Source organism: Alcaligenes sp. GCM10023179 (assembly GCF_042653705.1).
Taxonomy (GTDB): domain Bacteria; phylum Pseudomonadota; class Gammaproteobacteria; order Burkholderiales; family Burkholderiaceae_B; genus Alcaligenes; species Alcaligenes phenolicus.
The window spans coordinates 1,742,267-1,755,043 of sequence record NZ_JBHSIQ010000001.1 but is presented as its reverse complement, the minus strand read 5'-3'; the positions used below and the strand labels follow the sequence as shown (position 1 = coordinate 1,755,043).

Annotated in this window: 12 protein-coding genes; 1 reads left to right on the top strand and 11 read right to left on the bottom strand. The window is 55.6% G+C overall.

Going from position 1 to position 12,777, the window contains the following annotated elements; all coding sequences use genetic code 11:
* Positions 1-31 precede the first annotated feature (31 nt).
* A complete protein-coding gene (locus ACFPDR_RS07895; RefSeq protein WP_376910975.1) occupies positions 32-1,036 on the top strand; it encodes a bile acid:sodium symporter family protein in 1,005 nt (334 codons plus the stop codon).
* Between the two features lie 91 nt (positions 1,037-1,127).
* Here ACFPDR_RS07895 and ACFPDR_RS07890 read toward each other — a convergent pair whose 3' ends face one another.
* From ACFPDR_RS07890 to leuC, 11 genes are all read right to left on the bottom strand, one after another.
* A complete protein-coding gene (locus ACFPDR_RS07890; protein WP_376910974.1) occupies positions 1,128-1,610 on the bottom strand; it encodes an urea amidohydrolase in 483 nt (160 codons plus the stop codon).
* Positions 1,611-1,834: 224 nt separating this feature from the next.
* Positions 1,835-2,650, bottom strand: coding sequence for a TlpA disulfide reductase family protein (locus ACFPDR_RS07885; protein ID WP_115633769.1), 816 nt, complete (start codon positions 2,648-2,650; stop codon positions 1,835-1,837).
* A 97-nt stretch (positions 2,651-2,747) separates the two neighbouring features.
* Positions 2,748-3,410 carry a phosphoribosylanthranilate isomerase gene (locus ACFPDR_RS07880; protein WP_088450152.1) on the bottom strand — a complete coding sequence of 221 codons (663 nt, stop codon included), beginning with the start codon at positions 3,408-3,410 and terminating at the stop codon, positions 2,748-2,750.
* A 59-nt stretch (positions 3,411-3,469) separates the two neighbouring features.
* Positions 3,470-5,143 (bottom strand): TRAP transporter large permease, encoded by a 1,674-nt coding sequence (locus ACFPDR_RS07875; protein WP_376910973.1) that lies wholly within the window; start codon positions 5,141-5,143, stop codon positions 3,470-3,472.
* Between the two features lie 2 nt (positions 5,144-5,145).
* On the bottom strand, positions 5,146-5,763 hold the full coding sequence (locus ACFPDR_RS07870) for a TRAP transporter small permease subunit (protein ID WP_035272797.1): 618 nt from the start codon (positions 5,761-5,763) through the stop codon (positions 5,146-5,148).
* A gap of 185 nt (positions 5,764-5,948) precedes the next feature.
* The gene (truA, locus tag ACFPDR_RS07865) at positions 5,949-6,764 is read right to left on the bottom strand and encodes a tRNA pseudouridine(38-40) synthase TruA (protein WP_009462143.1); all 816 of its coding nucleotides are present in this window, start codon (positions 6,762-6,764) and stop codon (positions 5,949-5,951) included.
* Between the two features lie 14 nt (positions 6,765-6,778).
* The gene (locus tag ACFPDR_RS07860) at positions 6,779-8,185 is read right to left on the bottom strand and encodes a FimV family protein (RefSeq protein WP_376910972.1); all 1,407 of its coding nucleotides are present in this window, start codon (positions 8,183-8,185) and stop codon (positions 6,779-6,781) included.
* 2 nt (positions 8,186-8,187) lie between these two features.
* Positions 8,188-9,312 (bottom strand): aspartate-semialdehyde dehydrogenase, encoded by a 1,125-nt coding sequence (gene asd, locus ACFPDR_RS07855; protein WP_026483365.1) that lies wholly within the window; start codon positions 9,310-9,312, stop codon positions 8,188-8,190.
* A gap of 45 nt (positions 9,313-9,357) precedes the next feature.
* Positions 9,358-10,434: a 3-isopropylmalate dehydrogenase gene (leuB, locus tag ACFPDR_RS07850; RefSeq protein ID WP_009462147.1), complete on the bottom strand. Its 1,077-nt coding sequence runs from the start codon at positions 10,432-10,434 to the stop codon at positions 9,358-9,360.
* Between the two features lie 120 nt (positions 10,435-10,554).
* Positions 10,555-11,199, bottom strand: a complete 645-nt coding sequence (leuD, locus tag ACFPDR_RS07845; RefSeq protein WP_009462149.1) for a 3-isopropylmalate dehydratase small subunit — start codon at positions 11,197-11,199, stop codon at positions 10,555-10,557.
* A 13-nt stretch (positions 11,200-11,212) separates the two neighbouring features.
* The gene (gene leuC / locus ACFPDR_RS07840) at positions 11,213-12,616 is read right to left on the bottom strand and encodes a 3-isopropylmalate dehydratase large subunit (RefSeq protein WP_376910971.1); all 1,404 of its coding nucleotides are present in this window, start codon (positions 12,614-12,616) and stop codon (positions 11,213-11,215) included.
* Between the last annotated feature and the right edge of the window lie 161 nt (positions 12,617-12,777).

Sequence of the window (12,777 nt, the reverse complement as noted above, 5' to 3'; positions counted from 1 at the left end):
AACGCAAGCCTTTCAAGCCTCTAACAAACCCATGTTCTCTCAACTGCGACTGCTTTTTGACAACTTCACCCTGATCCTGATCGGCGTAGTGGCACTGGCAAGTTTCTTTCCCGCCTACGGCCAAGGTGCGGTGTTCTTTGACGTGATCACTGGTCTGGCGATTGCCCTGCTGTTTTTCATGCACGGGGCCAAGCTATCCCGCGAAGCCATCATTGCTGGGGCCACCCACTGGCGTTTGCACCTGCTGGTCTTTGGCTGCACCTTTGTCATGTTCCCCCTGCTGGGCCTGCTGTCCAAGCCCATCTTGCTGCCATTGCTGGGCATGCCCTTGTTTGTGGGCATTCTGTACATGTGTGCCCTGCCCGGCACCGTGCAATCGGCCATTGCCTTTACCTCGATTGCTCGCGGTAACGTGCCTGCCGCGATTTGCAGCGCCTCGGCCTCCAGCCTGATCGGTATTGTGCTCACCCCCGTCTTGTTGAAACTGCTGCTTGATGCAGACGGTGGTTCGGCCACTTCGACCCTGGACGCCATCAAGAAGATCAGTCTGCAATTGTTGTTGCCTTTTGTGGTCGGCCACTTGATGCGCCCCCTGATTGGCAAATGGATGGATCGCAACCGTAAATGGCTGCGCAGCGTGGACCAGTCCTCCATCTTGCTGGTGGTCTACACCGCTTTCAGCGCCTCGGTGATTGGTGGCCTGTGGCAAGCCGTACCGCCCAAGTCCCTGGCTATCCTGGCCGTAGTCTGCCTGGTCTTGCTGGCCATCATCCTGTTCCTGACCACCTGGCTGGCCCGCAAGCTGGGCTTCAATAAAGAAGACGAAATCACGATTGTCTTCGGTGGCTCCAAGAAAAGTCTGGCCACGGGCGTACCTATGGCCCAAGTGCTGTTTACTGGCGCCGCCATTGGCCCGGCCCTGCTGCCCATCATGATCTTCCACCAGATCCAGTTGATGGCTTGTGCATTCATTGCGAATAAGTATGCGCAACGGCCTGAGACTCCTGGGGAAGCGATCAGCTTGCAAAAGGCCTGATAGCACTCCATCGTCAGCAGCCCCCGACACGTGGGGCTTGCTTTGGAGACAGCGGCACAAAAAGAAACCGGCTTGATGCCGGTTTCTTTATTTATAGATTCGAGATGTAGACAAAGATATCGGTGCCGTCGTACTTGAACGAGTCATCGGGATTTTTTTGAGTGAGCACCTTGCGCAAATCGACCGGATGTAGCCAACCTGCTCCCAGCAAACCGCCATTGATCGCCCGAATTTCGGTCCCTCCAACCGCGACGGCAGCATGGAAGAACTCCATGCCCTTGACTCGACAAAAGCCAATGGCCTTGCCGCCAGGCAAGGAATTCCGACCATCCCACATTCTGCCTTCAGCAAACTTGAATACCGGCAGCCAGTTCTGCGCCGAAATGGAAGTCAGCTGATCAAAACTGATTTTCGCATTATATAAATAACGCATATAAGCAGCGGCGTCATAACACACCCCTTTCATATAAGCCGTAATATCATCTGGCCCATGGATCAGGTGATTATCTGCATAGATAATTCTATCGGACGCCGAAAGCTTCGCCGTCTTCGTTCCTTTCTCTGTCAAATTCATGGCTAAACCCTTGTAAACAGATAAAAAACAAGGGCCTATAGTAGCAGTCGGATTCTGTTAAAAACCTGAAACCAGGCTTGATTATCGATTAAATTAACTAATCGAAAATAAGGCGACAGCCTAATTAGTATCTTTATATTATTTGAATAAAACTTGTTTATTAAAATAAATAAACCAGTTAAAAAACAAAAATAAAAACCGGAATCAATCTCAGCAAAATATTTCTATTTCAGCTTATTGATCTTGTCGTTCAAGGTTGCAGCAGACAACTCCCCGGCTCGGACATCCACCAAACGTCCCTGCTCGTCCAAAAACAAGGTTGTAGGCAAGCCACGGCTGCGCACGGCCTGGCCCAGCTGCATTTGCGGGTCGCGCCACATATTATCCAGCTCCAGATTCTCGTCCATCAGGTACTTCTGGATCTCGGCCAGTTCCTCGCCCTGGTTCGCAAACACGATATTCACATCGGAACGGGTGGATTGCACTTGCTTGAAGGCAGGCATTTCGCGGCGGCACGGAGGACACCAACTGGCCCACAAGTTAACGACCGTGACCTTGCCTTTATACAAATCCAGATTTTCCGAAGCACTGACATCAAGCTGCATAGGGATCAAGTCTATCTCGGGCAATGGCATGGCGGTTTCCACTCCCCCTCGCCCTGTCGCGACCATGATTAGCGAAAATGCCGCCACACCAACGGCCAACCCTCCCGATACAGCAGGCAAAACGGCCTTGTCACGCAGCACGCGCCACAGCACATAGAACCAGCCTGCCGTCACGGCTGCCGGGATCATCAGACCGCCGTCGCGCAAATCCAGCCAGCTCAAGGGTTCGCTTTGATAAAACGGCCATTGCTGGATCAGAAAACCCAAACGACCGACCAGCACACCCAGAATCATCGCGCGCCACAGCACCGATTCAGCTCGGGTCTGCTTGCGTCTATCCAGCCAGGCGGCCAGAAACAGCCCCAGCAATGCCGCGACCATAAAAGCAAATAGAGACGTGGCAAAGGTAAAGGGACCGAGCTGTATGCTTTGCATAAACATAAATCCTGACAAGACCAAATAAAAATCGACCCGCCATAAGCGGGTCGGGGCAATAAGTACAGACAGCGTCGCTGCTAAAAGATTCCCTCAATCAGGAGGCGCTACTCAAAACCTGCATGAATTGGCCCATTTTCGTTTTGCATTTGATGCCGGGTTCCAGCTCGACTCCACTGCTGACATCAATCGCATAGGGACGATGCAAGGCGACTCGTTCGGCCACATTGTCAATACGCATGCCTCCGGCAAGAACCAGCGGCGGCAGTCCGTCCTGGCCGTCCAGACGCGCCTGCAGCCCCTGAATCAGCTCCGGATCAAAAGCCGTACCGGTGCCGCCATAGGCATCGTGATAACCATCCATCAGCCAGGCTCGGGCATCCTGATACTTCAAGCACTGTTCCAGCAGGCCATCCACCGTATCCAGACCAGGCGCACCGACTCGGAAAGCCTTGATATACGGATGCGCGTAGCGACGGCATTCTTCCGGGCTTTCTTCACCGTGAAATTGCAGCAAGTCCGGTTGCACCTGTTCCAGAATTTCCCGAACAAAGCTCTCGGACGCATTCACAAACAGGCTGACTGCCTGCACAAACGCCGGCACACGGGCGCGCAGAGCAGCAGCCTGCTCCGTACTCAGCATACGGGCACTTTTCGGGTAAAAGACAAACCCTACCGCATCCGCGCCCAACTGCACGGCAGCATCAATATCCTGCGCTCGGGTAAAGCCACAAATCTTGACTCGGGTACGGCTGAACATCACACATCCTTGAATAAAAAACGGGGGCCAGATGCCCCCGTGTGAATCATGAAATAAGCTTATTGGAAACTGCTGGCCGCGTCATCCGTTCCAAATCCGTAGCTGTCAGAACCGTAAGTCGATTCCGTACCAAACTGGATTTGCGAATCCTCCAGCAGAACTTCGCCGTGCTTATAGTGCGTAACCAGTCCGGGGAAGACCAGTACCGTTGCCACCATCAACAACTGAATGATAATAAACGGTACCGAGCCCCAGTAAATATCCGTTGTGGCCACACGCTTGATGCGCTCGCCCGTGACCTTGTCGGTGTAGTCCTCTTTGGGGGCGACGGAACGCAGGAAGAACAGCGCAAAACCAAAGGGCGGGTGCATGAAGGAGGTCTGCATATTGACCGCCAGCAAGACACCGAACCAGATCAGGTCAATGCCCATCTTGTCGGCAATCGGCCCGAGCAGCGGCACAATAATAAAGGCCAGCTCAAAAAAGTCCAGGAAGAAAGCCAGCAGGAAGGTCAGGATACTGACGATAATCAGGAAGCCCCACTCACCGCCAGGCATGTCGATCAAGAGGTGTTCCACCCACAAATCGCCATTGATGCCACGGAAGCTCAGGCTAAAGACGGTAGAGCCCACCAGAATGAAGACTACGAAGCAGGACAGACGAGTCGTCGATTCCATGGCCTGACGCAGCAGCTTCCAGGACAGACGGCCACGAGATACCGCCATGATGATGGCGCCGACCGCCCCCATCGCCCCACCTTCGGTCGGGGTAGCCACCCCAATAAAGATCGTACCCAGCACAAGGAAGATCAGGAACAGCGGGGGCACCATCACAAAGACCACACGCTCGGCGATCTTGGACAGCATTTTCAGCTTGAGCAGCTTGTTGATCAGCGCGATCACCCAAGCCGTAATACCCCACAACAGCAGCATCACAACCACGTGCTCGTCCATCGGGATATTAGGGTGCGTGGCAAAGTAGTGCTGCGAACCGAAGTACGCCACCGCGGTTGCGACCAGCGTCAGCACAATCAGGGAGGTCAGGCCGCGGCTACCGTTATCTTCAACATAGATACGCGCTTCGGGCGGCAAGGCCGGGGCCGATTTGGGCTTGATGTAGGACATCACCACGATGTAGAGGATGTAGACCGCCGTCAGCAGCAAACCGGGGAGCATGGCGCCACGGTACATATCACCAATAGAGCGGCCCAGTTGGTCAGCCAGAATGATCAGTACGATGGAGGGCGGAATGATCTGCGACAAGGTCCCGGAGGCGGCAATCACCCCCGTTGCCAGCCTGCGGTCATATCCGTAACGCAGCATGATGGGCAAGGAGATCAGGCCCATGGAAATCACGGAAGCCGACACCACACCTGTTGTGGCGGCCAGCATGGCACCAACTAGCACGACAGCAATTGCCAAGCCACCCCGCAGAGGGCCGAACAACTGACCAATGGTCTCCAGCAAGTCCTCCGCCATCCCTGATCGCTCAAGAATAAGCCCCATCAGGGTAAAGAACGGAACGGCCAGCAAGGTATCGTTTTCAACAATGCCAAAGACCCGTTGCGGCAAGGCCTGGAACAAGGCCGGCTGCATCATGCCCAGCTCGATGGCGACCAGACCGTACAGGACACCAATCGCAGACAGCGTGAAGGTAACCGGGAAGCCCAACAGCAAAAACACGATCAAGTTGATGAACATGATCGGGGCCAGATTATCAGTCAAGAATTCCATTGTTACTGGCCCTTGGAAACAGAGATTGTTGCTTCATTTGCCTGGGCAATCTCGCGGATTTCCTGGGCAAGTTCTTCTTCGGCACTCAGCCCCCCATTTCTTAACAAGGGGTTGGGACAAGCACCACGCAAAAAGCCTATGCATTTGATCAAATGCGATACACCGGCCAGGGCTAACAAAAAGAAGCCAACGGGAATCAATAGCTTGACCGGCCAACGTATCATCCCCCCGGTATTGGAGGAGAGTTCGTTCAGCACATAGGATTGCTGGAAAAAGGGAATCGAGAGCCAGAAAATAAGCAGTGTGGCGGGCAAAAGGAAAAAGATCACGCCGATAACATCGATCCAGACCTGAACCCGGGGCGGGAATCGTTCCGCCAGAGCATCCACCCGTACATGCTCGTTGACAAAGAAGGTGTAACCGGCTGCCAGCAAGAAAATTGCACCGAATAAATACCACTGCAATTCAAGCCAGTAGTTCGAGCTGACGCCGAACACTTTACGCACGATGGCGTTAATCGCACTGACCAACACCACGATCAGGGTCAGCCAAGTCACGGACTTACCAACGACCGTATTCAGACGGTCGATCAAACTAGACAATCGTAAGAAGAATTTCATGGCCTTGCTCAGGATATGGTCGCCTTCAGGATTCGCTTGTGGCTAATGCTCGAAGGTGGTCGGCCTTATACAGATAAGAATGTAAGAGAAGAAAATGGCTTCACATTTTATACGATTGAAGCATGTGAAGCCGGTTCGAATACCGGGGATAAACCCTTTAGAAACGGACTAAATCATGATTTTTTTCAGGCCGTTTCACCAAAACGCAATCCACTTAACTCATAGAGCAAATCGTAGGGATTGCTGGCGGGAATATCGAACTGCTTGGGGTAATCCACCCCGGCCAGATACAGGCCACTGGCATCGAAAGTCGGGGCTGACAAGCGGCGATCGCGCTGTGCCAATAAATGCAGCACCCAATCAGGCGGCTGACGGCCTTGGCCGATATAAATCAGCATGCCCATCAGATTGCGGATCATGTGATGTAAAAAGGCATTGGCGCTGAAACGGAACAGGAAAAAGTCGCCCTGCTGTTCAATCCGGATCTGCGACATGGTGCGCACCGGACTGGCCGCCTGGCATTGCGAGGAACGAAATGCGCTGAAATCATGTTCGCCCACCAGGTGCTGGGCGGCCTCTTGCATCAGAGCCAGGTCCAAAGGACGAAACACCCAGGCCACTCGACCATGCAACAAGGGGGAACGCACCCGGTGCTGGCGCAGCAGATAAACGTAATGACGGCCTTGGGCCGAGAAGCGGGCATGAAAATCATCCGGCACTTCGCGTGCCCATTGCACGGATACAGAGTCCGGCAGCAAGGCATTCAAACCGCGTACCCACGACTCCAGGCTGCGCTCGGCAGCCGTGTCCAGATGAACGACTTGATTGAGGGCATGAACGCCAGTGTCGGTGCGACCGGCGCAGATCGTAGAAACAGGCTGGGCCGTAAAACGGCCCAGTGCCTGCTCCAGAACATCTTGAACGGTGTTGCCACCGGCCTGACTTTGCCAACCCAGCCAGGGCGTCCCTTCATAGCAGACACCCAATGCGATACGTCTCATGGTGGCTGGGCCTTTTACTGACGAACGGGAGGCTCGTCCGAAGGCGGCTGATCCAGATCCAGATTGATCTTTTCCAGCTTTTCCCGAACCATCGCTTCACTGACAGGCGCAGGGGAATCATCGCCATGGCGATTTTCAGTATTGGCACGACGCAAAACCCAGGTCACCAGGACCACAATCAACGCCAGTACCACGGCCATCACGGCCAACATATGTTCTTGAATCCAGGACACGGTCTTTTTTGCCTTGTTAACTGCACCGGCCATCTTGCCCTGTTCGGGCTCGGACGGCACGGAAATCGCTCCTGCCACGGCGGCAGAAGAAGCGGCGCCTGAGGCGCCAGAAGAAGTATTAGCAGTAGCAGCATCGCTGCCGGAGTCACCCAGACCCAGCTCCTGCGCTGAATCCAGGATCAGATCTTTAGCGGCCTCGCCTTGGGACTGCAAGGCACGGCCCAGGGTGGAGACATTCTCTTCCAGCTGCGAGACACGATCACCAGTCTCGCGCAGCTCGTGCTGCAATTGCTGTTTAGCGTCACGGGCCTCTGCCCCTGCCGACAACAGCAAACGATCCTGGCCTTGCGCCTGAGCACCTGGCTCGCCGGAGCCTGTTTGTGCCACACCTTGAGACGCATCCGCCTGATCCTGCCCTGCTTGCGCGGCGGAGCGCAAGGCCTGAGCCTGGTCAACATAGAAGCGGCGGGCTTGGGCATCGTCAATGGACAACATGGCCGCCGCATCAGGAATCTGTAGCGTTTGGCCCGCCTTCAGGCGATGCATATTCTGGTCGATGAAGGCATTCGGGTTCTGCTTTTGAACCGCCATCATCCACTGATAAGAGCTGACACCATCCACCGCATGGCGGCGCGCCAGGGCATGCAAGGTATCACCCGATTTCACGCGTACCGCACTTTGGGTCTGCACACTGGATACAGAGCTCGAAGCAGAAGCCTGCACGGATACCGGTGCCCGATACGCTGCCTGTGGCTGAGCCACTGCCTTCACGGCCACCGGGGCCGGAGCCAGTACGCTGACCTGATGCAGGAACTGCCCGCTATCACTTTGAATCTGCAAGAGCACATCGGCCACCGAGCCCGAGAACATCTGCTCGGAGGACAACCGAATGCGTCGTACTTGCCCCTGCCCATCCCGCTCGATCACGGCCTTCAAGGAGTCCAGATCAACCGGAGGGGTCAAGCCCGCCTGTTGCCAGGCGGACAAGGGGGCGGGTGTCACCTTCAAGGACAGGCTTTCTTCAGGGCTGATCTGTCGAATGCCCACATCCAGCTTGAAAACCTGATTAGGAGCGGACACAAAACGACTATGACCGATTTCCAGGGCGGAAACCGGCGCAGCCGCCAGCATCCCGGCCAATAGCAGGGCCGAACCCAGCGTACGTACAGGATGCAGACGGCCAGCCATGATTAGAGCTCGCCCAAAGCGATGCGCAACATGCGGCGCAGCGGTTCAGCCGCACCCCATAGCAACTGGTCGCCAACCGTGAAGGCGCTCAGGTACTCGGGGCCCATGTTCAGCTTGCGCAGACGGCCCACAGGGATGTCCAGCGTGCCGGTGACGGCAACCGGAGTCAGCGCTTCGACCGTGGCTTGACGCTCGTTAGGCACAACCTTGGCCCACTTGGAACCTTCAGCCAGGATGTCGGTGATCTCGTCCAGCGGAACATCGCGGGTCAGCTTGATGGTCAGTGCTTGGCTGTGGCAGCGCATGGCACCGATACGCACGCACAGACCGTCGATAGGAATGTGCTTGTCCTGTGCACCACGGCCCAGGATTTTGTTGGTTTCCACACCGCCTTTCCACTCTTCACGCGTCATGCCATTGCCCAGATCGGAGTCGATCCAGGGGATCAAGCTACCGCCCAGGGGTACGCCAAAGTTTTTCTGAGGCAGATTGGGGTCGCGTTGTGTCTGCAAGACACCGCGGTCAATATCCAGAATGGCCGATGCGGGATCGTCCAGCAGGCTGGAGACGGACTGGTTGATCAGACCGAACTGAGTCAGCAGTTCGCGCATATGCTGTGCGCCACCGCCGGAAGCAGCCTGGTAAGTCATGCTGGTCATCCACTCAACCAGATTCTGGTTGAACAGACCGCCCAGACCCATCAGCATGCAGCTAACCGTACAGTTGCCACCGATGAACTGCTTGCCACCTTTGGCCAGTGCAGCATCGATAACAGGACGGTTGATCGGGTCCAGCACGATCACGGAGTTTTCGTCCATGCGCAGCGTGCTGGCCGCGTCAATCCACAAACCATTCCAGCCAGCGGCACGCAGCTTGGGGTAGATCTGGCTTGTGTAATCTCCACCCTGGGCGGTCACAATAATTGGCAACTTTTTCAAGGCGTCAATATCGTGGGCGTCCTGCAATGGGCCAGCACCGTCAGCCCACGAAGGAGCTGCGCCGCCAGCATTGCTAGTCGAGAAAAACACCGGCTGAAAAAGGGAAAAATCGCCTTCGTCGCGCATGCGCTGCATGAGCACGGAGCCCACCATCCCACGCCAGCCGACCAAACCTACCGCTTGAGTCATGGTAATACCACCTGGATATATAAAAAAATAAAACGATAAAAGATACTATCGCAAAGCCTTGAGCACTGCATCCCCCATAGCACTGGTGCTCAGCAATTGGCAACCGTCTTCGTAGATGTCACCGGTGCGCAGACCTTGTTCGAGCACGCTGGCAACCGCCGCTTCGATACGCTTGGCCTGATCTTCTGCATTGAGCGAGTAGCGCAGCAACATGGCAGCGGACAAAATGGTGGCCAAAGGATTGGCCTTGTCCTGACCGGCGATATCGGGTGCCGAGCCGTGGCTGGGTTCGTACAAACCTTGCTGGGATGCGTTCAGAGATGCCGAAGGCAACATGCCAATGGAGCCTGTCAACATGGCCGCTTCATCCGATAGGATATCGCCAAACAGGTTGCCTGTGACGATCACGTCAAATTCTTTTGGTGCGCGCACCAATTGCATGGCGGCGTTGTCCACATACATGTGGCTCAATTCCACGTCCGGATATTCGCGGGCCACATCAATCATGATGTCACGCCAGAACTGGGATGTTTCCAGCACATTGGACTTGTCCACGCTGCACAAGCGCTTTTGACGTTTCTGTGCGGCCTGGAAACCCACGTGAGCGATACGGCGCACTTCGCTTTCAGCATAGTGCATGGTGTCAAAGCCCTGACGCTCACCCGCGAAGTTGCCCTCTTCCACCGTACGCACGCCACGAGGCTGACCGAAGTAAATATCACCTGTCAATTCGCGCACGATCAGGATATCCAGACCGGACACAACTTCTGGTTTCAAGGTAGAAGCGTTAGCCAGTTGCGGGTACAGGATGGCGGGACGCAGGTTGGCGAACAGGCCCATGGCACGACGCAAACCCAAAATGGCTTGCTCGGGACGCAGGTGACGCTCCAGCGAGTCGTATTTCCAGTCACCCACGGCGCCGAACAGCACAGCGTCGGAGTTTTGAGCCAGGCTCAGCGTTTCAGGTGGCAGGGGGTGGCCGTGCAAATCGTAAGCGGCGCCGCCCACGGGAGCCACGGTCATTTCCAGATCCATGCCCAGAGCACCCAGTACGCGCTGCGCCTGTTCGGTAATCTCGGGACCGATGCCATCACCGGGCAATACTGCAATTTTATGAGTCATGATGAGTAGGACGTAAAAATTAGGGAATAAGTGTGAAGAACTCCGGCCTGATGGCCGGAGCATCTTGGCTGCCCCAGAAAGGCAGCAACAGCGAAGCTTCTACAAAACCTGCGCCCAGGCTCAAGGCTGGCCGACCAGCCAGGGGTGACGGGCCAGACGCTCGGCTTCGTACTGACGGATCATGTCCGCTTTCTGCAAGGTCAGGCCAATTTCATCCAGACCATTCAAGAGGCTGTGCTTGCGCGACGCATCGATAGTGAACGGCAATTCACGGCCTTCAGGCGTGATCACGCGCTGTTCGGCCAGATCAATACGCAGCTTGTAGCCGGGGAAAGCTTTGACTTCATCGAACAGGCGGGCAATATCCAGCTCGTTCAGGACGATGGGCAGCAAGCCGTTCTTGAAGCTGTTGTTGAAGAAAATATCGGCAAAAGACGGCGCGATAATGGCGCGAAAACCATATTGCATCAAGGCCCAGGGAGCGTGCTCACGGCTGGAGCCACAACCAAAGTTCTTGCGCGCCAGCAGCACGGAAGCGCCCTGGTAGCGGTCCTGGTTCAGCACAAAGTCCGGGTTCAGCGGGCGGCGGGAATTGTCCATGCCGGGCTCGCCGTGATCCAGATAACGCAACTCATCAAACAAGTTGGGGCCAAAGCCGGTGCGCTTGATGGATTTGAGGAACTGCTTGGGGATGATCAAGTCCGTATCCACGTTCTCCCGATCCAAGGGAGCGACCAGACCTTCATGAGTAGTAAATGCTTGCATGGTGTGGATTTCCTCAGTTGAACGAACGCACGTCGACAAAATGGCCGGCAATGGCAGCGGCAGCCGCCATGGCTGGGCTGACCAGGTGGGTACGACCACCCTGCCCCTGACGTCCTTCAAAGTTACGGTTGGAGGTCGAAGCGCAACGCTCGCCCGGTTCCAGACGGTCAGCGTTCATGGCCAGACACATGGAGCAACCAGGCTCACGCCATTCAAAACCGGCGTTCAGGAAAATCTTGTCCAGACCTTCTTGTTCGGCCTGACGTTTCACCAGACCGGAGCCGGGAACAATCATGGCCTGCTTGACGTTGGAAGCGACTTTGCGCCCCTTGGCCACGCTGGCAACCGCACGCAAGTCCTCGATACGGGCATTGGTACAGGAGCCGATGAACACGCGGTCGATACGGATGTCGGTCAACGGCATATTGGGCGTCAGGCCCATGTATTCCAATGCACGCTCCATGCCATTGCGGGTGACTTCGTCTTTTTCTTTCTCTGGATCGGGTACACGGCTGTCGATAGGCAACACCATTTCAGGCGAGGTGCCCCAAGTCAACTGAGGGGTGATCTGACTGGCATCGATGCGAATCACGCGATCAAACTCGGCACCTTCGTCAGTGTGCAAGGTGTTCCAGTAAGCCACAGCCTGATCCCACAACACACCTTTGGGCGAGTAAGGACGGCCACGCAGATACTGAATGGTTTGCTCGTCCACAGCCACCATGCCTGAACGTGCACCGGCTTCAATCGCCATATTGCACACGGTCATGCGGCCTTCCATAGACAAGGCGCGAATTGCCGAGCCGCCGAACTCAATGGCGTAGCCGGTACCACCAGCAGTACCGATCTGACCGATCACGTACAGGATCAGGTCCTTGGCAGTACAGCCAAAAGGCAGCTTGCCGTCCACCTGGATCAGCATGCTTTTGCTTTTCTTCATCAGCAAGGTCTGAGTGGCCAGCGTGTGCTCGACCTCCGAGGTACCAATACCAAAGGCCAAAGCGCCCACGGCACCGTGCGTGCTGGTGTGGGAGTCACCACACACCACGGTCATGCCAGGCAAGGTCGCGCCCTGCTCAGGGCCGACAATGTGCACAATGCCCTGACGCACGTCGTTCATGCGGAATTCGGTAATGCCGAATTCTTCGCAGTTGGCGTCCAGGGTATCGACCTGCAGGCGCGAGATCGGGTCTTCAATACCGTTCTGACGGGAGGTGGTGGGGACGTTGTGGTCCGCCACAGCCAGGTTGGCACTGATGCGCCAAGGCTTGCGGCCGGCCAGAGTCAAGCCTTCAAAGGCCTGGGGGCTGGTCACTTCATGCAGCAAGTGGCGATCAATGTAGATCAAACAGGTGCCATCCGTGTCCTGATGCACGACGTGTTCGTCGAACAACTTATCGTATAAGGTTTTTGCCATTGCGCTCTCGCGATTCAGTTGAAATTACAGTCCGCACAAAGCGGGCTGCACATTAATTTTTTCTTATTATGACAGGCGCAGTAACTGGGACAAGACCAGTTTCTATACTAGTATTGGGACTACCACCCTAAATAGAAACATGCCCCTGAAAAAGGTCTCCC

Coding starts and splice junctions, on each gene's coding strand:
- ACFPDR_RS07895 (WP_376910975.1), top strand. CDS start 32: ATGTTCTCTCAACTGCGACTGCTTTTTGACAACTTCACCCTGATCCTG.
- ACFPDR_RS07890 (WP_376910974.1), bottom strand. CDS start 1,610: ATGAATTTGACAGAGAAAGGAACGAAGACGGCGAAGCTTTCGGCGTCC.
- ACFPDR_RS07885 (WP_115633769.1), bottom strand. CDS start 2,650: ATGCAAAGCATACAGCTCGGTCCCTTTACCTTTGCCACGTCTCTATTT.
- ACFPDR_RS07880 (WP_088450152.1), bottom strand. CDS start 3,410: ATGTTCAGCCGTACCCGAGTCAAGATTTGTGGCTTTACCCGAGCGCAG.
- ACFPDR_RS07875 (WP_376910973.1), bottom strand. CDS start 5,143: ATGGAATTCTTGACTGATAATCTGGCCCCGATCATGTTCATCAACTTG.
- ACFPDR_RS07870 (WP_035272797.1), bottom strand. CDS start 5,763: ATGAAATTCTTCTTACGATTGTCTAGTTTGATCGACCGTCTGAATACG.
- truA (WP_009462143.1), bottom strand. CDS start 6,764: ATGAGACGTATCGCATTGGGTGTCTGCTATGAAGGGACGCCCTGGCTG.
- ACFPDR_RS07860 (WP_376910972.1), bottom strand. CDS start 8,185: ATGGCTGGCCGTCTGCATCCTGTACGTACGCTGGGTTCGGCCCTGCTA.
- asd (WP_026483365.1), bottom strand. CDS start 9,312: ATGACTCAAGCGGTAGGTTTGGTCGGCTGGCGTGGGATGGTGGGCTCC.
- leuB (WP_009462147.1), bottom strand. CDS start 10,434: ATGACTCATAAAATTGCAGTATTGCCCGGTGATGGCATCGGTCCCGAG.
- leuD (WP_009462149.1), bottom strand. CDS start 11,199: ATGCAAGCATTTACTACTCATGAAGGTCTGGTCGCTCCCTTGGATCGG.
- leuC (WP_376910971.1), bottom strand. CDS start 12,616: ATGGCAAAAACCTTATACGATAAGTTGTTCGACGAACACGTCGTGCAT.